Source organism: Acinetobacter gyllenbergii CIP 110306 = MTCC 11365, assembly GCF_000413855.1.
Taxonomy (GTDB): domain Bacteria; phylum Pseudomonadota; class Gammaproteobacteria; order Pseudomonadales; family Moraxellaceae; genus Acinetobacter; species Acinetobacter gyllenbergii.
Window position 1 is genome coordinate 113,169 of the sequence record NZ_ATGG01000061.1, and the last position, 25,450, is coordinate 138,618.

The 25,450-nt window shown below is 40.6% G+C and carries 19 protein-coding genes, 1 other RNA gene and 2 pseudogenes; 2 read left to right on the plus strand and 20 right to left on the minus strand.

Annotated features, from left to right (window positions below):
• Positions 1-13 precede the first annotated feature (13 nt).
• From F957_RS00605 to F957_RS00550, 14 genes and pseudogenes are all read right to left on the minus strand, one after another.
• On the minus strand, positions 14-1,213 hold the full coding sequence (locus tag F957_RS00605; RefSeq protein WP_016541920.1) for an SAM-dependent methyltransferase: 1,200 nt from the start codon (positions 1,211-1,213) through the stop codon (positions 14-16).
• On the minus strand, positions 1,188-2,003 hold the full coding sequence (locus F957_RS00600; protein ID WP_016541921.1) for a DUF1365 domain-containing protein: 816 nt from the start codon (positions 2,001-2,003) through the stop codon (positions 1,188-1,190). The genes F957_RS00605 and F957_RS00600 overlap by 26 nt, the downstream gene beginning before the upstream one ends.
• A 10-nt stretch (positions 2,004-2,013) precedes the next feature.
• Positions 2,014-3,291 carry an NAD(P)/FAD-dependent oxidoreductase gene (locus F957_RS00595; RefSeq protein WP_016541922.1) on the minus strand — a complete coding sequence of 426 codons (1,278 nt, stop codon included), beginning with the start codon at positions 3,289-3,291 and terminating at the stop codon, positions 2,014-2,016.
• Entirely contained in the window at positions 3,288-4,277 is a 990-nt protein-coding gene (locus F957_RS00590) for an acyl-CoA desaturase (RefSeq protein ID WP_016541923.1), read from the minus strand. The genes F957_RS00595 and F957_RS00590 overlap by 4 nt, the downstream gene beginning before the upstream one ends.
• A gap of 482 nt (positions 4,278-4,759) precedes the next feature.
• A complete protein-coding gene (locus F957_RS00585) occupies positions 4,760-5,299 on the minus strand; it encodes a lipocalin family protein (protein WP_378319684.1) in 540 nt (179 codons plus the stop codon).
• A gap of 844 nt (positions 5,300-6,143) precedes the next feature.
• On the minus strand, positions 6,144-6,773 hold the full coding sequence (gene cpaB / locus F957_RS00580) for a metalloprotease secretion chaperone CpaB (protein ID WP_016541925.1): 630 nt from the start codon (positions 6,771-6,773) through the stop codon (positions 6,144-6,146).
• A gap of 15 nt (positions 6,774-6,788) precedes the next feature.
• A complete protein-coding gene (cpaA, locus tag F957_RS00575) occupies positions 6,789-8,567 on the minus strand; it encodes a metalloendopeptidase CpaA (RefSeq protein ID WP_016541926.1) in 1,779 nt (592 codons plus the stop codon).
• Between the two features lie 810 nt (positions 8,568-9,377).
• Positions 9,378-9,527 carry a hypothetical protein gene (locus tag F957_RS21750; RefSeq protein WP_016541927.1) on the minus strand — a complete coding sequence of 50 codons (150 nt, stop codon included), beginning with the start codon at positions 9,525-9,527 and terminating at the stop codon, positions 9,378-9,380.
• A gap of 117 nt (positions 9,528-9,644) precedes the next feature.
• Positions 9,645-10,074 (minus strand): annotated as a pseudogene (locus F957_RS00570) (NAD(P)H-dependent oxidoreductase); the annotation flags it as partial.
• Positions 10,061-10,909, minus strand: a pseudogene (locus F957_RS00565) (tyrosine-type recombinase/integrase); the annotation flags it as partial. The pseudogenes F957_RS00570 and F957_RS00565, both read right to left, overlap by 14 nt.
• Positions 10,910-11,090: 181 nt before the next feature.
• Positions 11,091-11,449: a transfer-messenger RNA gene (ssrA, locus tag F957_RS21420) on the minus strand.
• 160 nt (positions 11,450-11,609) lie between these two features.
• Positions 11,610-13,604, minus strand: coding sequence for a gamma-glutamyltransferase (ggt, locus tag F957_RS00560; RefSeq protein WP_016541930.1), 1,995 nt, complete (start codon positions 13,602-13,604; stop codon positions 11,610-11,612).
• 307 nt (positions 13,605-13,911) lie between these two features.
• Positions 13,912-15,438: a DHA2 family efflux MFS transporter permease subunit gene (locus F957_RS00555; protein ID WP_016541931.1), complete on the minus strand. Its 1,527-nt coding sequence runs from the start codon at positions 15,436-15,438 to the stop codon at positions 13,912-13,914.
• 6 nt (positions 15,439-15,444) lie between these two features.
• The gene (locus F957_RS00550) at positions 15,445-16,593 is read right to left on the minus strand and encodes an HlyD family efflux transporter periplasmic adaptor subunit (protein WP_016541932.1); all 1,149 of its coding nucleotides are present in this window, start codon (positions 16,591-16,593) and stop codon (positions 15,445-15,447) included.
• A 473-nt stretch (positions 16,594-17,066) separates the two neighbouring features.
• Between F957_RS00550 and F957_RS00545 the strand changes: the two genes are divergently transcribed.
• Positions 17,067-18,053 (plus strand): AraC family transcriptional regulator, encoded by a 987-nt coding sequence (locus F957_RS00545; protein ID WP_016541933.1) that lies wholly within the window; start codon positions 17,067-17,069, stop codon positions 18,051-18,053.
• 48 nt (positions 18,054-18,101) lie between these two features.
• Here F957_RS00545 and F957_RS00540 read toward each other — a convergent pair whose 3' ends face one another.
• The 6 genes from F957_RS00540 to F957_RS00515 all read right to left on the minus strand — a co-directional run bounded on the left by F957_RS00540 (position 18,102) and on the right by F957_RS00515 (position 24,207).
• Positions 18,102-19,436, minus strand: coding sequence for an MFS transporter (locus F957_RS00540; RefSeq protein ID WP_016541934.1), 1,335 nt, complete (start codon positions 19,434-19,436; stop codon positions 18,102-18,104).
• Positions 19,437-19,617: 181 nt separating this feature from the next.
• Positions 19,618-20,667: an anthranilate 1,2-dioxygenase electron transfer component AntC gene (antC, locus tag F957_RS00535; RefSeq protein ID WP_155762628.1), complete on the minus strand. Its 1,050-nt coding sequence runs from the start codon at positions 20,665-20,667 to the stop codon at positions 19,618-19,620.
• A gap of 6 nt (positions 20,668-20,673) precedes the next feature.
• On the minus strand, positions 20,674-21,165 hold the full coding sequence (gene antB / locus F957_RS00530) for an anthranilate 1,2-dioxygenase small subunit (RefSeq protein WP_016541936.1): 492 nt from the start codon (positions 21,163-21,165) through the stop codon (positions 20,674-20,676).
• A gap of 3 nt (positions 21,166-21,168) precedes the next feature.
• Positions 21,169-22,584, minus strand: a complete 1,416-nt coding sequence (gene antA, locus F957_RS00525) for an anthranilate 1,2-dioxygenase large subunit (RefSeq protein ID WP_016541937.1) — start codon at positions 22,582-22,584, stop codon at positions 21,169-21,171.
• A 201-nt stretch (positions 22,585-22,785) separates the two neighbouring features.
• Complete coding sequence (locus tag F957_RS00520) at positions 22,786-23,583, minus strand: class I SAM-dependent methyltransferase (RefSeq protein WP_016541938.1); 798 nt, start codon at positions 23,581-23,583, stop codon at positions 22,786-22,788.
• A gap of 126 nt (positions 23,584-23,709) precedes the next feature.
• Positions 23,710-24,207, minus strand: a complete 498-nt coding sequence (locus F957_RS00515) for a thioesterase family protein (RefSeq protein WP_016541939.1) — start codon at positions 24,205-24,207, stop codon at positions 23,710-23,712.
• A 170-nt stretch (positions 24,208-24,377) separates the two neighbouring features.
• On the opposite strand from F957_RS00515, the gene hemB reads away from it, so the two are divergent.
• Positions 24,378-25,391 (plus strand): porphobilinogen synthase, encoded by a 1,014-nt coding sequence (gene hemB, locus F957_RS00510; RefSeq protein WP_016541940.1) that lies wholly within the window; start codon positions 24,378-24,380, stop codon positions 25,389-25,391.
• The last annotated feature ends 59 nt before the right edge of the window (positions 25,392-25,450 follow it).

Consider the following 25,450-nt stretch of genomic DNA (forward strand, 5'->3'; position numbering starts at 1 on the left):
CATAAGTTGATTATTAATAAGGGCTTGCTCCGAATAAGAGTTGTACATTGCTAATTACACCTTCTTTAAAGCCACCTTCGCAGTAACAAAGATAGAAATCCCACATTCGAATGAAGTTTTCATCAAAACCCAGTGCCAATACTTGTGGTTTGGCATTCAAAAAACGTTCACGCCATTGATGAATCGTTTCAGCATAGCTAAGCCCAATATCTTCAAGATGTTTTAAACGCAGTTTCTGTTCAGATGCAACTTGGGTCAGCACACTAATACATGGAATAAAACTACCCGGGAAAATATAGCGTTTAATATAATCCACTGTACTTAATGCTTTTTTATAACGTGCATCTTCAATAGTAATGGCTTGGATCAATCCCAAACCGGATGGCTTAAGCAGAGATCTGCATTTATTGAAGTAAGTTGATAAATATTGTTCACCCACAGCTTCGATCATTTCGATGGAAACCAATTTGTCGAACTTACCTTCTAATAAACGGTAATCTTTGAGTTCAACCTGTACACGATGGCTTAAACCTGCTGCTGCAATACGTTTATTTGCCTCATCGTACTGAGCCTGTGAAATCGTAATTGTGGTCACTTTACAGCCATAATGCTGGGCCGCATAGATCGCAAAACCGCCCCAACCGCTTCCGATTTCAACGAGATGATCCATCGGTTTCAATTGCAATTTTTGGCAGATCAATTCTTTTTTATAATCAGATGCTTGCTCTAATGTCATGTGCGTTTGCTTATAGACTGCACTGGAGTACATCATGGAAGAGTCTAGAAAGAGCTTAAAAAAATCATTGCTGAGATCATAGTGCTCTGCAATATTTTTGCGACTGCCTGATAATGAATTTTTACGTGTTTTGTACCACGCTTTTAAAATCAGTTGGCTTGCTTGTGATAGCATATTTTGATTAATTTTATCGAGAACATGACGGTTTCTCGATAAAATTTGGATCAGTTCGACTAAGTTTTCACTGCTCCAATATCCCTGAATATAACCCTCTGCCGCCCCAAGTACACCATTTTTAAAAATTAGATCAATGAGGGCTTTATTATGCACATCCACCGTTGCTTCTAAATCAGAAATTTCTCCTACCGTACCATTCCACGCACCACGGAAATGAATTTGACCATGACGAAGTTTGAGTAAGCTGCGTAAAACCAATGGCAGTGAATCGTTTTCACCGAAAATAAGCGTTTTGATCATCTTGTTTTAAATCCTTATCTTTTTTAGGGTGCCGATAAAATGGAACTTTCTTTCGCCATAAATAAAATGCTTGTAAATAAATCGAAGCGAGCATTTTGAAAGGTTCAAAAACATAATGAACAGCATAACGATTGAGCTGTGAAGGAACTGTGATATTTTCTAATTCGAACAACATCGTTGCATCAAAAATTAATTTTTGTGTTTGATATAGCTGCATATGAATGACGTTTTGAGCATCAGAAAAGTTAAAGCGCCATTTGTACTGAATATCCATCGGCATAAATGGAGAAACATGAAAACTTTTTTGAAATTCGAATTCTGCACCATGATACTCAGAATGGTGTATTAACTTATCTCGACAATTATGCACATAAACTTTGCGTTCTTTCCAAGGCGTATTGGTGATCTCAGTTAAGATAAAAAGAAGCTGTTTTTGACTATTAAAAATAAAATAAAACACCACTGAATTAAAACTGAAACCAAGCATTCGTGGTAAAGCCAATACACGAATTTCTGATTGTATCGGCAAGACCGCATCTACTTGCTGCAATAAGATTTTTTTTATCCTTTGCCTTAAATTCCCTGTATAACCCTGTAAAAAATCATTTTCATCTACCTTTAAAAGATTCCAGTGTGCTGTTGAACATAACCATGAATCACTGAGTTTCGTTGTTATCTGATCAGGATCAAAATATAAATAGCTTAATGTTGCTTTAAATTCATGTGACTTAGGGGTAAATCGGCGATGTCTGATTTTTGCTTTCGCGATAGCAAGTGGAGTTTCTAACATACTCAGCCCCCTATTGATCAGCTATAGTCATTAAATGTTCTACAACACGTTCAGCACTTCTTGCCCCATCTTCATGAAATCCCCAACCCCAATACGCACCACAAAATGAACTACGGTTTTTGCCATCTAATTCATGCCAACGGGATTGGGCCTCAAGTGCAGTTTTATTAAATACGGGATGCCGATAATGTCTTTCAATATAAATCTTATCTTTGGCGATCGGTGTATTGGGATTAAGTGTAGAAAAAACCTGCGTTTTACAGTTCAAATTTTGCAAACTGTTCATCCAGTAGGTAAAACCAAAGTGAACATTGTCAGTCAAGGTCGATTGTTCAGTTTGAGCTTGTGGAGTCACATGAACATGCCAGCTTGCCCACTGTGATTTAGATTTCGGCATAATCGATGTATCATGGTGTACTACCATACGATTATCTTGGTAATCAAAACTGCCTAAGACTTCACGCTCTATGATTGAAGGCTCATCTAATAGTTTTAAAGTGTCGTCGGCATGACTTGCAAAAATGACCCAATCAAATTGCTCTTGCCCATTTGCTGTCACAATGGAAATATGATCTTTGCTTCTGATCACTTCCTTTACTTGATTTTTTTTCCAAATAATCGTTGGGCAATGATGTTTAATTGCATAAAAGTAGGATATTGAGCCACCTTTAACAGTTTGCCACTGCGGTCGATCTTTTAATTGCAGCATACGGTGATGCTGAAAAAAACTTACCACGAACTTGTAGGGAATATTGCCTACTTGATCGACAGGGCTTGACCAAAGCGCCCCGCACATTGGATATAGATGTTCATCTCTAAACACCTGAGAATATCTATGATGATTTAAATACTCGTCAATGGTTAATTCAGGATGGCTTTCTTCAACAGAAACATCTTTATTTTCTTTATAAAAGCGAAGTAAATCAGACAGCATCACCCGAAAGTTTTTATTTAAAAAGTTTTGTGGTCGAACCAATAATGACCATTTTTTTGAAGGATTATATTGCAGTCCTGTCACTTGGTTATTCACTGAAAAACTCATGTCACTGCTTTGCGCTTGCACACCTAATTCAGCAAGCATTGCGCTAAAGAGTGGATAGTTATACGTATTGAAGACAATAAATCCACTGTCTACACTTACATTTTTCTGATCAATACTAAGTTCATGGGTATCGGTATGCCCACCAAAATAGTCCTGCTTTTCAAAAATAGTGACATGATGCATTTTTGAGAGTTTCCAAGCAGCATACATTCCAGAGATACCAGAGCCAACAATTGCAATTTTCATGAAGACTCCTTGGTTTGAGTTTTGGTTAGGTTCATTTTAAGATTTTGTTTTTGGCTATTATAAGCAGCATAAATACGTTGTGGCACAGGTTTTATTCCCCAGATTAAACCCAGCCAAGACATTGCTTTTAAAACATAATAGGTGATATCAATTTGCCACCAGAAAAACCCTTGACGCGTACTACCTGCATAATAATGATGATTGTTATGCCATCCCTCACCTAACGTTATAATTGAAAGAAGAAGATTGTTACGACTATTATCCGTAGTATCGAAATCTCTGCTTCCGTATAAATGGGCCAGTGAGTTAATACATAAAGTCGCATGAATCAATAGCACGGTTGAAACAACAAAACCCCAAACCAATAGTTGCAGCCCCGAAGTGCCTAAACTCGGGTGAGCAACAGCGAGCCATTCTCCAAATACGTATATAGAAAAGGCGGTCATTAGGACAATGGGTAAACTAAAGCGATCTAACCAGATGATTTCAGGAAATTTTAACCAGTCTTTGATGGCATGTTTGCGCGTCGAAAAGTTCTGTTCATTCAAAAACCACCCAATATGGCTGTACCAAAAACCATGGGTAGATGAATGAGGGTCTTGTTCTGTATCGGTAAAATGATGGTGATACCGATGATGCGCAGCCCACCAGAGCGGGCCTCGTTGTGCACTCATTGTTCCTATAAGCAGAAAAATAAATTGTACTGGCCGTGAAGTTTGAAATGTTTTATGGGATAAGTAACGATGGAAAAAGGCGGTAATTGCAAACATTCTGATCACATAAAACATGATCATAAAAATAATTGCAACCCATGAAATGCCTACCCAGAAGACAGCTAAACAAGCAATGTGCAGTAAAATAAATGGAACAATTCTCAACCATTGGACTTGAGTATCTTTAATGCTTTTTGGGCCATCAACTGGATTTGATCCAAGCGTATTTGTATTTGACCAACTATCTATCCATCCCAGAAAAAATTTAAACATTGATTCTTCCTGACTACCTCATTTTTATAATTATCATTTTAGTAAATTCGATATGAATTTTATGTGAAGCTTGGCCGACCACTCCCATTTTAATACAAAATCATTAAAAAACATAGATTTATATTTGATTAATGCGCACTATTCTTAAGATATTCAACTCCGCTAAAGCTTTTACCTGAATAGTTTTTGGTAATCGCTCGAATGATTAATATTTGTGAGCTAGACATACAATCCTATAAAAGAATTATATGTCTCGATAGCAATTCAACTAAAACCTTAAATGAATTGTGATTGATAGGTTGTTAAACGCAAATTTATCAAAAGTGCATAACTCTCCTAAAAACTCTCAATTAATTCCAGAAAATCATTCCAAGCTTACGAAAGTCTTTACAACCTATGCAATCAATAGATTTCAAAAGTCTAATAAATAACATTGAAAATTAAGTTGAATTAAAAACTAGTCCAGTTCAACTATTTACCACTTATTGTTTCTGTGGAGTGCGAACCAGCTTAGAAACATCATATCCATAATCGCGTGCAGTTTGCACATACGATTGGTACGTTGCTGCATCCAGATTCGGATCTCTTGATAAGATCCATAGGTACTTATGAGATGGCCCCCCTACCAATGCAACACGGTAGTTAGAATCAACTCTTAGAATCCAATAATCTCCTTTGGTGAACGGAATCCATCGTAATCCAGAAGGCAAGAAGCTAACTTTTAGCATACTATTCCCTTCATTTTGGGGATAACCGACACCTTCAGAACTAATGGTTTCTCCTTTTTTTGTACGACAACTATTAATTACAGCAATCGTTTTATCAGTGTTGAGCGAATAGTTAGCTGTAGTATTACTCACACATTTTCGCTGAAAATACATCGGAAAATGTGCTATTTCATACCACTTGCCGATATACTTATCGACCTCAATCTTATCCACTGCTCTAGGAGTATTGGTTTCTGCATGCGTTGCAAAAGAGCCTAAAAATCCTAAAGAAGCAATCAAACCAGAAAAAATCATTGTTCGTTTAATAAGTTGCATACATATCACCTTTAACTTTTATAATTTTTTAAGTTAATAGATACTGATGTGAATAAACTGTGAAATTAATATCTTCCAAACATTAAAGCCTAAATATAGACACTTTCCACTGACTTGAATTCGTAAAAAAATAATATATAGGATCTGTTAAGAGTTTGCTCTATCATATTAAGATTCCTCAACCTTCCCTAGCCCATCTTCACTACATACTCCAAAACGGACATTACTATAGACTTGCCTTGCTACAAGATCTAATTCCTCTTGATAAAACCTTGTGGATTAGTTTTGTTCATCAATTTTTTGGTAAATGTTGAGAGGCTATGTAAAATGGATACATATCAATAAAATTGAGTAAACTATAAACAGGTCAGGTCTATTAAAACCTTTTCAATAAAAATATCTTTATAAAAGCAACTGATTAATCTAAATAATTTTATTTAAGATAGCGTCAATTGAATTTCTATTTAAAAATATCTAGAACATGTTTTCATGCGATTATCTGTTCTCAAATAAAAGAAGGTGGAAAAAACACCTCATCCATTGTTAAAAAAAAATGGTTTAATAAACACACCATCACGCTCTAATGTTCAGTTTAATAAAATAAATTTAGGCCTTAGATAGGATCTTTTCATATCTATATTTAAATATATTTCAAGCGATCTTAAAAACTACTTTTATATAACTTTAAACCACTTTATTTTCAAGATTTTTTAAAATTATCTTTGATCTTATTTCACTAATTTAAAGCCAGAATTAATTTCTGTAACATGACTTAGGTCATACGCTTATAGCTACTAATGCATGAATTTCAAAATTTTCTATGCTAATGATCATGTGTTTGCAATTCTTTATCTTCAACACCCTGATCCATCACTTGTACAATACCCTGTCCCTTCTTGATTTCGGCCGTATAGTTTCCTTTATCACTATAAATTTGAATAATCGTATATTGATCTTTTTGACTTTGAGTAATCGTAAAATAGTTCCGTTCTGGTATACCTTGTTCAAATTCTCCACGCCAACGTAAGATATCATCATCTACTTTTTCTACTTCAACAATTTTCCCACTACGATTGAGTCCATACTCAAGGATCTGGAACTTAATAAGATCACCTATGTTTTTGGTTTCAATAATATTTTGATTATAGTGAATCGCCATTCCTTTATTGCTCTTGGAGAGCGGTAAGGCTTCACTATTTTTCAAATCGTTGTCTTGTATTTCATGGAACAAAACTGTTTCATTCTTTACACTTTCTAATTCCTGTTTTGAAATATTTAAGTTGTTTCGCGGAAAGTTAGATGCAGATTGACTTGAAGAACTGAAACTATTCGATTTTTGAGTTGAGCCATTCTGTCTAGAGGCCCCAGCTTGATCTGGCTTAAAAAAAACAAATAAACCCACAGTCACGATAAGCGTGACTGCAAGTAAAGTTAAAATTTTATAATGCTTCATAAGTTTGAAAACAACTTAATTGTATTGTGAGATTCGGATAACGTTAGCATTAATGACACTAACAGCATCTTTCTTACCTTCTTCACCTAAACGTACACCATACTTAGGGTTATAAAGATATGGGCTCGAATAAAAGTTTAAGTTATTTCCGCCCAAAGCTGTGCTTCCCAATGGATGAGAAAAACCTGAACCGATATTGGTTGAGTCGCCATGATATAAACCTAAGTTATGACCGACTTCATGGCGCATCGCGGCAACTGAACAGCCAGCAATATCATTAGCACCGATCATGTTATATGAACTCGCATTGATCCAAGCCCAACCACAACCTCCAGCACCGGGCTCATTCCCTTGGTAATAAACACCATCTGCTAATACGCGATTACGCTCTGCTTGAACAGTTGTATCTGAACGTCCAACATTTATCGCATCAAGTAATGTTGAAGCAGGAATTTTATAAGTCAAATACCCTGTTTGTCTTAAATAAAATTTAGCTGAAGAATTTTCAGCAGTTAAATTGGTTAAATTCAATCCTTCAATCATACGAAGTTTTGATGCACTTTCACCCAAAATCATAGAAACTTCTGGACTATTGACTAGCAACATATCGATGGTATAGCTATCAGCTACCCAACCTTGAGCGGTGAAAATAAATCGACGATTTTCACCCGTTTTAATAGTTGTAGATAAGCCATTGGCAGCTGTAATAAAAGTATCTGTGCCAGCTGTGGATGACAAAATGACCTTATCGCCAACCTGTGCAGTTGTCGGCAAATTGATGCTTTGTTTCCAATTAGCATCAGAAATATTCACTTTGAGCGTCGGCTGAGTCATATTTGGTAAAGATGACGCAATAGCACTATTTGAGCTAATTGTTTTTGTTGGAGCAGACATCAAAACCCAATGAGCCTTATCTGTTACATACATAAACTCATATTGATCACCTGTTTTAAGACTCAATGTAGCGCTACTGTTGGTATTCGTATTATTAATTTTTGCTGCCCAAGTTGCTGTCGATTTAATGATGATACGATCTCGATCATTTGCTGTAGCCGGCAGAGTGAAATTTGAAACCCAATTTGCATCTGCAAAATTAACTTCAGTTACTGGTGTCGTTACAGCATTTAAACTTGTTCCAATATCCTTAACGTTAATTTTCAAGGGTTTAATAAACTCAGGAACCCATTTCTGTAAAGCAGCATTATATTTGAGCCAGTATTCACTGCCATTATTTAGATTATAACTACTCGCAAAAAGTAAATTATCTTTCGAAATTTCAGAAGCATAAGCAGCCGTCGAAACAATTTGGACCAAAGCCCCATCCATTACATTCGTTGGCAGAACAATTGTTTTTGCCCACTTTCCATCAGCAAGTGAAACCTGCTGTAATTTAACATTATTCAATGCGATTTGTTCAACTTGCGAATTATTACTTGGGCTTACAGTAGCAAGTTGAGCAACCCATTTCTTTGATGAGGCATTGTAGACAAATTGAAAAGTGTCTCCACTTTGTATTTCAAGCACTTCAATAGGTAAGTTTGTGTTTGAAGTATCTAAATAGCTCTTATAGCCCGCAGTTGATTGAATGGTTACCTTGTCTAAGTTATTCGCATTATTTGGTAAATAAATATTCTTTACCCAGTTGCCATTTGCTAAAACAAATTTTAGATCAGCATAACCAGTTGGTATATTGCCACTATTCGTATTCTGATTTGGGGATAAAGTAGTAGAAGCATAAACTGCTGAAGCAGTTACTAGCCCAGCGATGCAAATCACTCTAAGACTTAAATTCATTTATTTTTCCTATTTTGTGCTTTTTTTACACATACACAATACCAAAAAGTGCAATCCAGCTCAACCTTGAATTTTTAAAAATACAATTAATAATCAATATCTTATTCAAATCACGTTTTAATAAAAATCTGATTATTCATTCAAAACAAATAATTAGATATCCAAAAAGGTTTTATAAAATTCATTAAACTTGTCGCCGATTTGGATTTATTCTCAAAATGAGTATTAGGCGACAAAAATGTCCCCGCAGCGTTGCGAGTTTTATTGAAATTTATATTTTATATTTCAGAATTTACATCTGTGCCCTTTTGCCATCGAGAGAAAGTTAAGATAAATGATAAAAAGTCTTTTGGTACTGCACTGTAATTAGCCAACCGTGCTGTCAAGATACTGATAGTATTAAAACCACTAACTCAAAAGCAAAAAACTGACCCATGAGATTCATGTAAATTCATATATGGTCTTCCATAAAGCTATATCTATTTGATGGCAGAATGCATCTATTAGAGTGATATGCAATAGACCTTATTAATTTAGATATTTCAAGTCTATGATTTAATTAAACGCTTTTTACATTGACTATAATAGTCCTTGTTATTATTTTGGTGGGATGGCGTCAGTTGAACTAGATCAACAACATACTGTTTTATTTTAAGACTACTTTGATTTACTCAATTTTTCCTATTACCCTTCTATAGATCTAAAAAAGGGAGAAAAATTTAGCTCAAATTTAATCTCACAGCACATTAATAAATAGGTAACTGTCAGGTCAGATTTGAGCAATTACATACTAACAAGTTCAATAAACTACTAACAATTTCCTTTCTTCGCCTGCCCTGGTGGACAGAAACGCCCATTCCCATGACCATCATTCAGTCGACCTTCTGGATCAACGACGATGCTCCCTTCACGTGTATGTACAGCACAAGCAGTAAGACTTAAGCTGCCAAACAACGCCATAACAAATAAAAAAATATTTCATAACTAACTCCTGTCTAATAAAAATATAGATTTATTTTTCATTTATTTCTACCTACATTTTATTGCTCATTACCATTTAAAATCCTTCGTATCTCTTTACAGATTACGCTGATTAACACGGTTTGTTAACTCCTCAGTAGATTTTTTTCTCTCAGAATAACGATCAGTTAGGTATTGACTCTGTCCACGTGTAAGCAAAGTAAATTTATAGAGTTCTTTCATCACATCAACGATACGATACGATACGATACGATACGATACGATACGATACGATACGATCATAGTAAGAAGATTCTTTCATTCGACCATTTTTTTCAAACTCTAAAAATGCTTTTGGAATTGAGGATTGATTTGGGATGGTGATCATCCGCATCCAACGCCCTAAAATACGCATTTGATTCACGCTGTTAAAAGACTGTGAACTACCACTGACTTGCATCAATGCCAACGTTTTTCCTTGAGTTGCTCGAATCGCACCGCCAGCCAATGGTATCCAGTCAATTTGAGATTTAAAAATAGAGCTCATCGGTCAAACGCAATGCCTGAAGTTCATCGATCATCATGTCTGTTAAGGGTACACGATGGGGTAAACCGTTCTTCATACGCTCAGCAGGGATATCCCATTTACGCTCATCTAGATCAAATTCATCCCAACTCGCTTGCAGTAACTCACTTACTCGAACACCAGTAAGCATGATCAGAATAATTGCGTGGTGGGTTTGAGCATCTGCTGGATAGGCTTTGATGCGTCTAAGAAATTCTGGCATTTCACTTTCTGATAATGAAGCTAAGTTCTTCACTTTTTTATTCTTGAGTGCATAGACCAAATCATTTGCTGGATTATCGTATCTATATCCATGAGCTATGGCATATTTCATGACCATACCACAACGTGACAAGGTACGCTTAGCCATTTCTAATGAGCCCCTAGCTTCGATCTTTTTGATTATCTGCAATATCTCTGGTGCTTGAATTTGATTAATACGTTTATTGGCTAGAGCATTATAAAGCTCATCTAAAGATGCTCGCACATTACTGATATGTTTAGATGACCAAGTCTCTCTTTGGTTCTCAAACCAGTCTTCAGTCACCTCTTTAAAAAGTGGTTTTAACTCATCAACCACCTCTACACGAGAAAACTTATATTTTATATCTAAAGCAATTTCACGAGCTTTTTTTAAACTTAGATCAGGATACTGCCCTAGTGCTTTAGATTTTCTTTGCCCATCAACCATAAGTCGAAGCGCCCAATATTTACCCCCTTTGGGATCAATGATGAGTGACAACCCATTAAAATCTGATAATCGATATTGCTTTTCTTTAGGTAATGCCTTTTTGCACTCCACATCAGTTAGTGCCATTTTTCCTGCCCCACTCATTTTGAATCTTGTGGGTCAAATTGTCCCAATTTTGCCCCTTAAAAGGCAAAAATAAGGTCAAATCAAGTCGGATGATATCGGACAAACAGGCAAATAAAAAAGCCTTTAAGTATTGAACTTAAAGGCTTTTTTATATCGGATCGAACAATCCCGAATAATATTTTGGTGGAGATGGCGGGAGTTGAACCCGCGTCCGCCAGCACTACGCCCGAGAATACTACATGCTTAGATATCGTCTACTATTTTAACTCTTTGTGACCCGACGAACAGGGTACAAATCGCGATCCTCTAAATTTAGTACAAAGCCCCGAGGCTTGGCTTTATACGGACTTGTGTGCGTGCGCTTCAGTCGGGTTCACTGACCACAAGTATTCAGTGAAGCGGACAAGCTGCCCTTAGGCAGCTAGAGCGTATGATTCGTCGTTTGCGACTAAAAAATGCAAATTTGATTTACGAGAGGAAATGCGCTCTCGGCATGCATCTATGAGTTTCATTACCAGCGTCGAAGCCAGAAACATCCCCAAAGTACAGCGCAATCATAGCATAGATGACTAGAATTTAAATGTTAATTTCTAAGCATCGAGCAAAATATGCACTTATAAACCTATATTGTTGCGAAACTTACGTTTTCAAGGACTCTTTTTAGAAAGAGCTGCCACTAGGACAGCTTCTAAATTTGAGCTTATAATGCACCATTACCTAACACAATGCCCTCACGGCGTGGGTCGACTCCACCAGCATATTTGCTTTGCTTATCAATTTTGACTTTCATAATCGTGGCAATACCACTGGTTTGTGCTGTATTGGAAATGCCATGGCCTTTGGCTTTTAAGCCATCAATCAATTCAAGCAAGGATAATTGGTCATTTGAGCTATCAATATTGGTGTTTGGGCTATTGGTTGCGCCGAAGTTCACCAACGATGTCGCCTGCTGTGCATTCAGGTTCCAGTCCAATGCCCCAACCAAGGTTTTGACCACATATTGAATAATGGTTCCGCCACCCGGTGAACCTGTAGCCATATAAAACTCATCAGCTGTGGTGCCTTTAAATACTAAAGTGGGCGCCATAGTACTGCGTGGACGTTTACCACCTTCGACCCGATTCGCCAACAAAGCACCTGTTTGATCGACAGGGTTGGCACTGAAGTCGGTTAGCTGATTGGATAACAAGAAGCCATCCACCATATGGAATGACCCCATACTGGATTCAACCGTCGATGTCATCGAAACCACATTGCCATAGGCATCGACGATAGTAAACTGAGTGGTGCCATGCTCTACTGTCGTATCAACACCTGAATTTGAGTCGAATTGACCTGCTTGCGCAACGCCCATACTTTGGTTCGGATTAATCAGTGCAGCACGTTGTTTTAAATAGTTTTTATCAATCAGACTAGTAATACCTTTTGCTGGTAATGGCACAAAATCAGTATCTGCAACATATTTGTCACGGTCTGCATAGGCCAAGCGTTCCGTTTCAGAAACCAAATGCACGCCCATAACATCAGGGATCCCACCCTCATTTTCTGGATTTTGGGGTGGATATTTACTCATATCAAAATTTTCTAAAATGCCCAGCGTTTGTGCAACTGCAATTCCACCTGATGATGGTGGTGGCATGGTACAGACATAGTAACGATCACGGTAAGTGCTACAGATTGGCGTTCGCTTTTTAACTTGATAATTAGATAAGTCCTGTAAAGTCATCAAGCTTGGGGTAATCGGTGTACGGGCGGCATCATCTCCGATTGTTTGTCCAGCCTTTGCCACGATATTCTCTGCCATCGCCCCACTGTACATGGCTTTCGCACCTTGACTTGCCAGTGCTTCCAACGTTTTGGCATAGGCTTTATTGGTCATGGTTTCACCGACTTTACGAGGCGTACCATCTGGGTAGAAATAAGTCGCTACCGCATTGGCATCCAGTGCCAAATGGTCGGCATTACTTGCAATAGCATCGGCCAGACGCCCCGGAATGCGAAAACCATGATCGGCCAGATCAATGGCTTGATTAAAAAGCTGATCCCATTTCAGTTTGCCATGTTCCTGTTGTGCCTGTTCCAATAAACGCATTACCCCAGGTACCCCAATCGAACGTCCACTACGGCGAGTACTTGGCACTGGTGCAGGAGATGCTGGATCATGTATGTCCTGTCGGATCAGATAGTATTCATTGGCCGCAGCAGGTGCAGTCTCTCGCCCATCATAGGCAGTGACAGTTTTACTTTTCGCATCGTAATACATCATAAAGCCGCTACCTGCGATGGTACTGGACTGCGGTTCTACTAAACCCAAAACTGCTTGAACAGCAACTGCAGCATCCACCGCACTTCCACCTGCTTTTAAAATTTCACAGCCTGCCTTTACTGCCAACGGCGTATTCGCGACCACCATATATTTATCAGCATATTTCACCGTATTATTTAATCGATAACCAGATGCACCTTCGGGTGCTGCTGGATCACCATTCTGATTGGAACCTACCACCACACTAGAGCCATCCTGTGCCAATTTGCTGCAACTGCTAGGGTCTTGATCAATGATCAGATTGGAATTTGAAGGCTGATCTGTATTTGAATCTTTGCTTGCTTGATCTGATGAGGTGTCATTTCCGCATCCCTGTAATATACCAACAGCCAATAAACTGCTGAAAAAAAATGAATATCTATGATTCACGTGATAACTCCATTATATATACCTGCCTATCCATGCAATTTTCATGCTAGTTTATTTGTTTTCAGGTATAGAGGTTTTAATCTTTGATAAAAATAAACTTTTAATAATATTCAATGATTCTAGTCTTTATCTGCTATGCCCAGTAATATCCTTCCTTGTCATTACAATATAATCCTTATCACTTTCAACTGGATTCTGGCATGCTTTCTTTAGAAAAAAATAGGCAAAATCTATCAATTTCAGTTTAAACACTATTTTTATACATAAAAAAAGCATCTTCTAAGAGATGCTTTTTTCTTCAAAATATCTAGTGCGTTGGCATGCCACCCGTATTGCCTTTCGGCTTTGGACTCATCCAGATCAGAGCACTGGCAAACACAAACACAATCGCTAACAGCATAAATACATGATTGGCAGACATGGTAATCGCCTCTTTATCCACCAGATTGGCAATCGTGGCGAGTGTCGCATCAGAAGAGAATCCATTCTGCAATAAGGTATTTTGTACTTCTTGCGGATGCAAGTTATTCACCATTTCACTGCGCGCCACTTTGGCATGATCATCCCAGATCGTCACAGCAATTGAAGCCCCAATCGCCCCTGCCATGGTTCTCAAGAAATTCATCAAACCTGCAGCCGATGCCATTTCCTGTGGCAAGACTGAGCCCATTGCAATATTTGACAGTGGGATGAAGAAGAATGGCACTGCAAAGCCCTGCAAGATTTGTGGCCATGCCAAAGACATAAAGTCGGCATCTGTGACCCAAAAAGCACGCATTAAAGTTACCACACCTAAGAGCGCCAAACCGAAACTTGCTAATGCACGCGGGTCATATTTGGTCGACAACTTGGCCACAATTGGCGACATGGTCAGACTGCCAAAGCCCATGGTGGCGGTGAGATAGCCAGCCCAGGTAGCGGTATAACCCAAATTAATCTGTAGCCACTGTGGAATCAGTACAATACTGCCAAAAAAGGAACCGAAACCAAAGGCCAACGCCAGTACCGACACGGCGAAGCCCCGATGTCGGAACACATACAGATTGACCACGGGATGCTTCTCGGTCAGCTCCCAAATCATAAACACGATAAAGCCAACCACTGCGATCAAAGCCAGCATGATAATACTGCTGCTATTAAACCAATCACGTTCATGCCCGAGATCGAGCATCAATTGCAATGCGCCAATCCAGAGTACTAGCAGGCCTAGACCAATCGCATCAATTCGCAGTTTTTCAGTCTTGGTTTCAGCCACCGACAACAAACGTATCGCGGCTAAAACACAGAAGATCCCGACAGGAATATTGATAAAGAAAATCCAATGCCAAGACAGATTGTCACTGATGAGTCCACCAAGGATCGGCCCTAAAATCGGCCCAATGACTGTAGTCATCGCCCAGAGACCCATCGCTTGTGCATGCTTTTCAGGTGGGAAAATCCGCATCAATAGTGTTTGGCTCAGTGGCATCAATGGTCCACCACACAGACCTTGTCCTATACGGAAAAACACCAGCATTTCCAATGAAGTCGCCAAACCACACAGGAATGAAAAAAAGGTAAAGCCAATCAACCCGAACACAAATACACGAACCGTACCAAAGCGCCCTGCGAGCCAACCCGTTAACGGTACACAAATCGCTTCTGCAACAGCATAGGAGGTAATCACCCATGTGCCTTGGGAACTGGAAACTGCAAGATTTCCAGTAATATGTGGGACTGAGACATTGGCAATGGTGGTATCTAGGACCACCATAAAATTTGATAGGGCGATCACAAACGCTGCTAGCAGTAAGCGCCCGCCACTGAGTTCTGCAAATGGATTTTGCGTTTTCATGGCTGATTACTTCGATGCAAGATCAATATCTGCTTGCATCGACAAACCAACGCGCAATGGATGCTCTGCAAGTTCTTTTGGATCAAGGCTGATACGTACAGGTAAACGCTGGACCACTTTAATCCAGTTACCTGTGGCATTTTGTGCAGGAATCAAGGCAAATGCCGCTCCTGTACCGCCAGAAAAACCTTGTACAACGCCGTGATACACCACGTCATCGCCATACAAATCAGAGCGTAAAGTCACTTGCTGTCCGGCTTTGACTTTCGCCAATTGACTTTCTTTGTAGTTGGCATCGACATACAGTGCAGAGACAGGTACCACCGACATCATTACTGTACCCGGCGCAACCCGTTGTCCAATCTGAATATTACGGCGTGCGATGACACCATCGACAGGCGCACGAATCACCGTCCGTTCTAAATCCAATGCCGCTTGTTCCACATGTGCTTTTGCAACTAAAACATCAGGTGTAGAGGCTTCATTCACCCCTTGAATCAAAGCTTCATTGGCAGCATAGGTACTTTCAGCCGCTTTACGGCTTGAGGTCGCTTGTGCCAAGCCTGCTTGAGCTAAATCCAGACTGGCTTTTGCCGTCGAAACCGCACTTTGTGCCTTGCTTAATTCTTCTTTAGAAATTGCACCCGATGCAGCCAGTTCATTACGACGATTCAACTCCAGTGCAGCACGATCATAATCGGCTTGTGCCTTGGTCACTTGCGCCTGCGCACTGGTGATTTCATCATTACGCACCACCACTTGTGAGTTTAATGAGCTGCTATTGGCTTGGCTTTGTTTATATTGGCGTTGTGCTTTAGCAAGTTCTGCCTGCGCCTGTGCCAATTGAATCTTGGCATCACGTTCATCAATACGCACCAACACATCGCCTTGTTTGACCTGTTGGGTCTCTTTAACCAATACCTCAGCCACTTGCCCACTGACCATTGAGGTGATTTGTGCAGTTTCTGCACCCACATAAGCATTGTCTGTACTAACCGAATGATTAAAGAATAACGCCCAAATACCATACAGAATTGCAGCGAGAATGAGAATGAGTGCGAAAAATCCAAGGAATTTTTTACGTTTTGCTTTCATTGCATCATCTGATGCCGAATCTGAAGCAGCATCCTGCTGGTTGGCTTGAGCGTCAGTCATAAGTTATTCCTGAAAATTAAAGAGATTTTTAACTTTTGGTTTAATCAGCCGATCAGTTTAATTTTGAAAACTTAACTGAATGTTAAAAAACCCAAAATGAAAAATAAGAACAAAAACCATTTCGCATTTTAACGATAAAAAATCATATGACGAGATTAAAAAAAATAACTGATGCGTTCAATTCTTATAAATTGATATTTTAATGATAATAAGAAACTTAAATTTTGGGTTCTAAGCAAGTGATCTTCGTCGTCTCCTCAGACACCACAATGCTTAACATACCTATAAAGCATGAAGATATATGTGGAATAGGCTTGTGTATTTGGCTGGATTTGTTCTAATGAACTCAGGTGGAATATTGATTTTTGCACATCAATTCATTTTTCCACGCGAGAAAAACGCGGTCATTTATGGATCAGAATGGCATTTTTCTTGCTGCTAAAACAACAAACACTTCGCTAGGTGAAAGGACGATGACATCACTCAGCCAAAACATGGATCTTATCCATCATTCCCATCAAGCCGACTTTGCTCAAGACCTGATGTCAATGATCTGTGGTGAACACCGCTTGGATACCCTTTGTCGAGAAACACTCGATTTTCATTATGACGGGATTCGTTTACCGCATAAAAAAATGGCGATCGGGACCATCAGCTATGGAGCCAATGTCGCCATCAATATTGCCAACCTAAAGGCCTATAGCATCAGCCTGCCCTTTCACGGCAAACAAACGCTCAGTATCCGTGGTGCAAAATACCAATCCGATGCACAAACTGGTTTGATTGTCTCCAATCAGGACTTACAGGATTTGGTCATCAATCAGGACTGTCAAAAATTTCAGGTGGTCATTCCTGAAAATAGCTTGCAACTGGTGCTGTCCGAACTTCTCAATCAACCAATTGAAGAAGCCATCGTATTTAACCCTGAAATTTCCTTGTCGATGACTGGCTTGATGCAAGCATGGTGGCACAATATTGAAAATTTCTTGCAGTTAAAATCGCATTATGCTGACTTCTCAGGCCTACCCATGTTTTCCGAGGACTATGAAAATTTTGTGATTAAAGCCCTGCTACTGTCTCAGGAGAATAATTATTCTGCGGCGCTACATGAACGCTGCAACCGAGCTGAGCCTGCCTATCTGCGTAAAGTAAAAAACTTTATCATTCAGCATGCCCATGAAGCCCTCAATGCTGAAAGCTTACACACGTTGGCAGGTGTGTCTAAATCCAAACTCTATGAAGAATTTCAGCAGCATTATGGCCTGAGTCCAATGGCCTATCTACGTAAATATCGCCTACAGCAAATCTATAAAATATTGAGCAATGCCGCTAAGCATCAAAAAATTTCCATCTCTAAACTGGCTTATGATTGGGGCTTTAACCACCTCAGCCGTTTTGCTCAGGAATATAAGGATGAATTTGGGGAAAAACCAAGTGAAACCCGAAATAAACATGAGTGAACACTCTTAAATATAAAAAAGCCCAGTCAACATACTGGGCTTTTTCCATTAACTGGTGCTTAACACTGGATTGGCTTTATTGTTCTGATGCATGGCTTTTAAACTCAAGGCAATGAAAGCAATCAAGGTCGGCAAAGCCAACAGATAGAAAATTCCGCCAAGGCTGATTTCATAAGTAAAAATATAAGAACCGAAGAATGCCCCAAAGATGGCGCCGACACGGCCAATACCATGCATCCATGACACCCCAACCGCACGACATTGCGATGGATAAAATAATGCCGCCAAAGGTAATAGAGACGATTGCGCCCCTGTCAGCAATGCCCCGATCAGGAAAATACTGATGCCAAGCAGTAAGATACTGGAACTAACGAAGCCCGCAACGATAAACATGATAAATGCAGTCAGGTAAGCATATTTAATCACCAGAGTTGGATTCAGTTTATCCATATACCAGCCCATGATAATGGCCCCGATCACCCCACCAAAAGGGAATATTGCAGCAATTAAACTAAACTGTTGTGTGCTAAAGCCTGCGGTTTTTAAAATAGTCGGCATCCAGCTGGTTAGCAAATAGAACACCAAGAGACTCATAAAACAGCACAGCCATAACATCACTGAACCCCATAGATATTTACCTAAAACTGTTTTGACCGGGCTTTCACTGTGGTCTACATCAAGGTGCGGCAACTCGATTTTGACCGTATCAGCAAAAGCATGACCTTGAATCTTTGCCAGAATCTGTTGTGCTTTGGCTTGCTGCTCTCGTTTGATCAGATAAGGCACTGATTCAGGTAATTTCAGCAATAAAGCCACCACGAGGAACAAGGGAATAATGCCACCCAAAATCACCACTTTGGCCCAACCCAGATTTTCCAGTAAATAAGCAGACAACAGACCGCCACAGGAAATTCCCAACATAAATCCACAACCCGCCAAACCAGTCAGAAAGGCTTTACGTTTCGTAGGCATATATTCTGAAACAATCGTACTGATATTTGGCATCGCCGCACCCAAACCCACGCCGGTAATAAAGCGGTAAATCATCAAGTCCTGCGTGGAAGAAGCAAAACCACATAAGATGGTAAATATGGAAAATAATAAAGTGGTGAACACGATCACCCCTTTACGCCCAAACCGATCTGCCAATGGTCCTGAAATAATTGCACCGATCGACATCCCCACCAGCGCTGCACTGAGTACGGGTGCCAATTCAGGTTTACTGATGCCCCAATCATCCAGTAAGGCAGGTGCGATAAAACCAATAATTCCAGTATCTAAACCATCACAAAAAAACACCAAGAAACCTAGTGCAAAGACCAGCCATTGTAGTGGCGATAAGCGGTCACGATTGATTACGGTATTAACATCAACTGTCTTCATCTTTATTCCCTTAAAAGCAAATTCTGTTAAAACTTCTGTTGGTTAGATAAATAAAAAAGCTTGAATAAATCTCTCCTTCAGAGTCGTCTGATTGCATACATCCGATATTTTTAATGTTGAGGATGATGTTTTTGATGAATGAAAAAAGGGATGGTCATTACGATGTTCCACCCCTCTTCGATTAAGCATCGAGTGCAATACATGCACTGTTGCTTTGTAAAAACTTCTCGCTATAGAGACGGTAATTACTTAATGCTTGCTCATCCAGCCAGCATTTGACCGCTTCGATCATCGGCGGTGGCCCGCATAAATACATATCAAAAGCTTGTTCCGCGAGTTGATCACGATTTAAGTGCTGATGGATATAACCTGTTTTGCCTGTCCACGTCTCTGAAGATTGGGTGACGATAGGTTGATAGTTAAAATGCGGCATCCGTTCTGCATAGGCCTGTAACCGCGATTGCTCGCATAAGTCGGCTGCCTGATTGACCCCGTAATACAACTGAATTGCGGGTGCATCGACTTGCTCGGCAATATTGTCCAGCATACCTAAAAAAGCAGATAGACCTGTGCCGCCTGCAATAAACACTAGCGGTCGCTCTACTTCACGTAAATAGAAACTGCCCAAAGGTGCTTCCATCATGATGGTTTGCCCCACTTGGCAACGTTCACGTAAATAATTACTCATGATCCCATCAGGCAATAAGCGAATTAAAAATTGCAGTTGATTGTCTGGATTGGGTCGATTGGCAAAGGAATAAGAACGCCAATCTTCTGTCTCAGGGATTTGCAAACGGGCATATTGACCGGGTAGAAACTCAAGTTGCTTGGCAGATGAACTGGCATCGACATGCAGGATGGCGGTGGTCTCTGACACCAGTTCAAGCTTGGTCACTTTGCTGGCAATTTTCAGTGTCTCACCAGCGTTGCAGATTTCAGAACTATGATCAAAATAAAAGGCCGCATTGGATTTGACCCGCGTTTGGCAAGCCAGCATTTTACGCTCAGCCAAATCACGCTCACTCAACGCATCTTCATCGACATATTCCTGTTCATAAATACCAGTTTCGCATTGGCCCTGACAGGTTCCGCACACGCCCTCACGACAATCCAAGGGTAAATTGATGCCTTGACGAATTGCTGCATTCAACAGTAACTCATCCTCTTGAACTGAAATAAAAAAGGTTTTCCCATCGGCAAAATTAAGTGCAACTGAATGTCCCATCATGATGCTCCCTTAAACATGATAAAAATCTAAGACCGAATCAATTTTGTCATTCAGCAAAATCGTATGCTGTCGGCGAATACGAAATCCTTCTGTAGTAGGTCTTAACAGATAAGTGGCATGTCCATAGAAACAACCTTCCAGACCTTGACGGTTATATAAAGTGCTCCAACCGACTTTGGCTTCAATCAAACCCTCTGGCAGGGTTTTAACCTGTACATTTTGAATGCTGTGCTGCGTGCGGGGTAAGGGCGTGGCTGATGCCGCTTTGCCGGTACGGATACGAAACACGCGATCCTCAAGTCCTGAGCGATCAGCATAATAGATATAAGACAAGCCCTGATTCGGATCTTCGACATAACGATGGTCATCAATCCATTGCGGAATGTGATATTCACTATCTTCATCATACAATTCCAGATAGGCATCCCAATCATAACGGTCGCATAGCTCTGATTTCTGATAAAGGAATTGTGAAACAGCAAAATGTAATTCAGCAGTCATGGCTTAGACCTCCTCTGTCACAGTATCTAACTGGTAGGTGATATCCTGCATTTTTAAGGCTTTCCGATTTAAGCCATCCAACATTAAACGTTGCCATTGACCATGCTGATTGACATAGAGGCCTTCATGCGTCAGTTCACAGCCCGTGATCACAGGTTGAATCCCCAAATCCTGTGCATTTTGCGTCAACTCATAGCACCATTTATGCTGTCCACGGGAAATATCACTCCAACGTTCCAAACGTGCTTGGAAACCTTTTTGCTGTTCACGGAATTCCACCAGATCATCAGGCGTACCTAAGCCAGAGACATTGAAAAAGTCTTCAAACTGGCGAATGCGGTTACGACGTGCCTCGGTCGACTCGCCTTTTACTGCCAGACATTGGCTAATCACTTCAGTTTTATTCCACGCCACAGGACGCACAATCCGTAGTTGAGAACTGATCTGATCCATAAAGAACAAGCTTGGATAGAGGTTTAGGTTTCTGAGGCGATGCATCGCCCATTCCGCACGCTTAGCACCATATTTTTCCAGCAGATAAGGCATCACCGTGTCATAGCCAGGACGCACGGCTGGATTTGGCATCTCACTGAATAGAACACTGTGACCGTTTTTAAAACTGAACCAGCCATCATCGGTTTGGTTATCACCCGCACCTAATTTGCTGTAATCCAAGGTATCCAGATCATCGCCTTTGGCCGCATTGACCTGTTGGCGATGTTGTACGGTTGAGACATAGTTATAGTGCACGGTACTGACGTGATAGCCATCCAGACCATTTTCATTTTGCAGCTTCCAGTTTCCTGCAAAGGTATAAGCAGACTTGCCTTGCAGGACTTCCAACTCACCAGTTGGCGACTGTTCCACCATTAAATCGAGGAATACTTTGGCATCCCCCAAAAAGTCTTCAAGGGTATCTGTTGCTTGTGTGTCCAGACTGACAAAAACAAAGCCACGATAACTGGCAATGCGTCCTTGTTTGAGACCACGACTCGATTTATCAAAATCTTCACAATATTCCGTAGGCGCTTTGACCTTGACCAGACGACCATCTGATTTATAGCACCACGCATGGAACGGACAGGTAAAGGTAGATTGATTGCCTTTGGCCACACGGGTTAAGGTCGCACCACGATGTTCACAGGCATTGACCATGGCATGTAATTGACCTTGACCATCACGGCTAATAATCAGCGGTTGGCGTCCAATCTGAACCGTTAAAAAATCATGATTGTTGCGAATTTCACTTTCGTGACAGGCGTAGATCCAAACTTTTTCAAAGATCAATTCCATTTCCAAATCGAAAAGTTCAGCCTCTGTGAACATCTCGCGTGCAATACGGAATACGCCATCGTTCGGGCGAAAATCCAAACATCCTGTGATGAAATCTTGCCATTCTGCAATATTACGTGGAGCCATTTTCATCTCCTCCAATCCATAAAAACCTTTTCATGATTGAAGCCTGATTTATGGCGCAGCTCTATCCACTTTTTCCAGATCTCTATCCAGTGTGTGAATTATTTTTAGATCGTTTTATAGAAAGATGATGCAGCCAATTGAGGTAGCAATATTCGCACCCCAACCCGACTCATCGAATCATACTTTAGGGAAGATAGGCCGTTAATTTTTAATCGCCCGTGTTGCCAAAAAGGTTGGCATGAATTGATCCACTAAAAAACGTGGTTGTGGTTGATCATCTTCATAAAAGCTTTGAATAAGAAAACCTGCGGCCAGTTGCCCCTGAATTAAATCCGTGAGGTTATGTCCAAACACCACCGCCTCACCTGCTTGCAGTTTGGCATTGAGCGCCTCTGCACTCAGATCTTGAAGATCGGAATAAGGTAATTTATAAATCGGGTGAATCAGCCCCTGTTTGGCATATTCAGGATTACGATCTGCAATAAAAACCACAGGATTATAAAAACTGGCGATCAAAACCCCTTGCGGTTTCAGTACCCGATAGCATTCCCGCCATACCGCTTCAACATCGGCAACATACAGGTTTGAAATCGGTTGAATGATCAAATCAAATTCAGCCTCCTGAAAGGCCTGCAAATCACACATATCTCCCTGAACAGTTTTTAAATGAAGTCCTTCCCGTTCAGCAACCATTCGGTCTTGCTGCAATTGTTGATCAGAAAGATCAAAGACCGTGACATTCGCGCCTGCAGCCGCCAACACAGGTGCTTGTTGACCACCTGCAGAGGCTAAGCACAGGATGTTTTTTCCGACAATATCACCGAGCCATGCTTTGGATAATGGTCTTGGCGTGATATGTAGCTCCCAATCACCATGACGAGCTGCGCGAATCAGTTCATGACTGACAGGACGTGACCAAGCTTGCTGCTCTCTCGCCTGCTGATCCCAAGCTGCACGATTATGGCTGAGAAAATCGAAATGATGGATTGGCTTTGCCACAATGACGCTCCCTTTTTTGACGATCAAACCGTTCAAGATAGAAATACGATATCAACACAAAAAAAGGAAGCGGTGTTCAGGACAGAAGCTGCTGCCTAAAAGACAGTTGAGCTTGTGCCATCTAAATTAATAGGCATATGAGGCAATTGCGGTTGCAATCGCTTTCTCTTCATCATTAACCATGGTCATACGCATGGTGCAACCTTTACGACCTAGACGTAAGGTTTCCGCACGGGCAATAAAGAATTTTCCCCGCCCAGGTGCCAGATAATCAACCCGCATATCCACCGTCGCTAAACGCGATACTTTTTTGATGGTATCAGGTAAATCTTCTGGTGTGGCACGGCGATAAAGCTGTTCCATCGCAACGACACCACCAATACTGTCCAGAATCGTGGCAGCAACGCCACCATGTAAAATCTGAAATGCCACATTCCCCACCAGTTCTGGCTGCATCTCAACATAGGCTTCAATTTGATCATCGACCACTCGCATGACCATGCCACTGTAGTTAAAAAATGGACAGGCATTGAATGCCTTGCACAGCTGTTTCAACACCACTTGGTGGTCTGCCTTGGCACCTAGCTGAATATTCCCAGTCCAGTTTCTCTTTACATCATTCATACGCGGCCTACACTCAATGGAAAGAATAACTTTCCATTATTTTGCACAAATCTAAAAATATGGGGCTACAATAGCGGGGTTCTGTAATTGGGCAACAACGCTAAGCTCTCCCTAGCGTGACGAAATACCCCAATTATTCCTATAGTGTAATACTGAACATCGAGATTGTTATGACTTATACGTTCAATCGTCCAGCTTTTCCTGCGACTCGCATGCGCCGTATCCGTAAAAATGACCAACTTCGTGCCATGGTCAGCGAAACTCATTTAACGGCAGATCACTTGATTTATCCAGTGTTTGTACTACCAGGACAACAACAAACCCAAGACATTCCAAGCATGCCCAATGTGCAACGTTTGTCGGCTGATTTATTACTAAAAAAAGCAGAAACCTTGCTTGAACTCGGGGTTTCAAAACTTGCCTTATTCCCTGTCACACCACAACAAGATAAAAGCTTAACCGCAGAAGCGGCTTGGGACGACAATGGCTTGGTTCAAACGACCTGTCGCCTACTTAAAAAAGAATTGCCAGAAATGGTTCTGATTACCGATGGTGCATTGGACCCTTATACCACACATGGTCAAGACGGTATTATTGATGATACGGGTTATGTACTGAATGATGAAACCGTTGAATGCTTAGTGAAACAAGCACTCAGTCATGCTGCCGCTGGTGCCGATGTAATTGCACCAAGTGACATGATGGATGGTCGTATCGGTGCGATTCGCCAAGCACTTGAGCGAAACGATTTTATCTACACCAACATCATGGCCTATTCAGCCAAATATGCCTCAAGCTTCTACGGTCCTTTCCGTGATGCGGTGGGTTCTGCCAGTAACCTGAAAGGTGGCAATAAATACAATTACCAGATGGATATTGGCAACCGTGCTGAAGCCCTGCATGAAATTGCGCTGGATCTGCAAGAAGGTGCGGATATGGTGATTGTTAAACCGGGTATGCCTTATCTGGATGTGGTGCGTGAAGTTAAAGATACCTTCGGTGTCCCAACCTTTATCTATCAAGTGAGTGGTGAATACGCCATGCTTGCAGGTGCGATTCAAAACGGTTGGCTCTCTGACAACGTGATTCTAGAATCATTGATGTGTTGCCGTCGTGCAGGTGCAGATGGGATCTGGACCTATTTTGCTGAAGATGCAGCACGTAAATTAAAAGAGATGAAATAAAATCTCCCCAAACCCCTCTTTGATAAAGAGGGGAATCTTTAACTTGGCTTAACTTTATT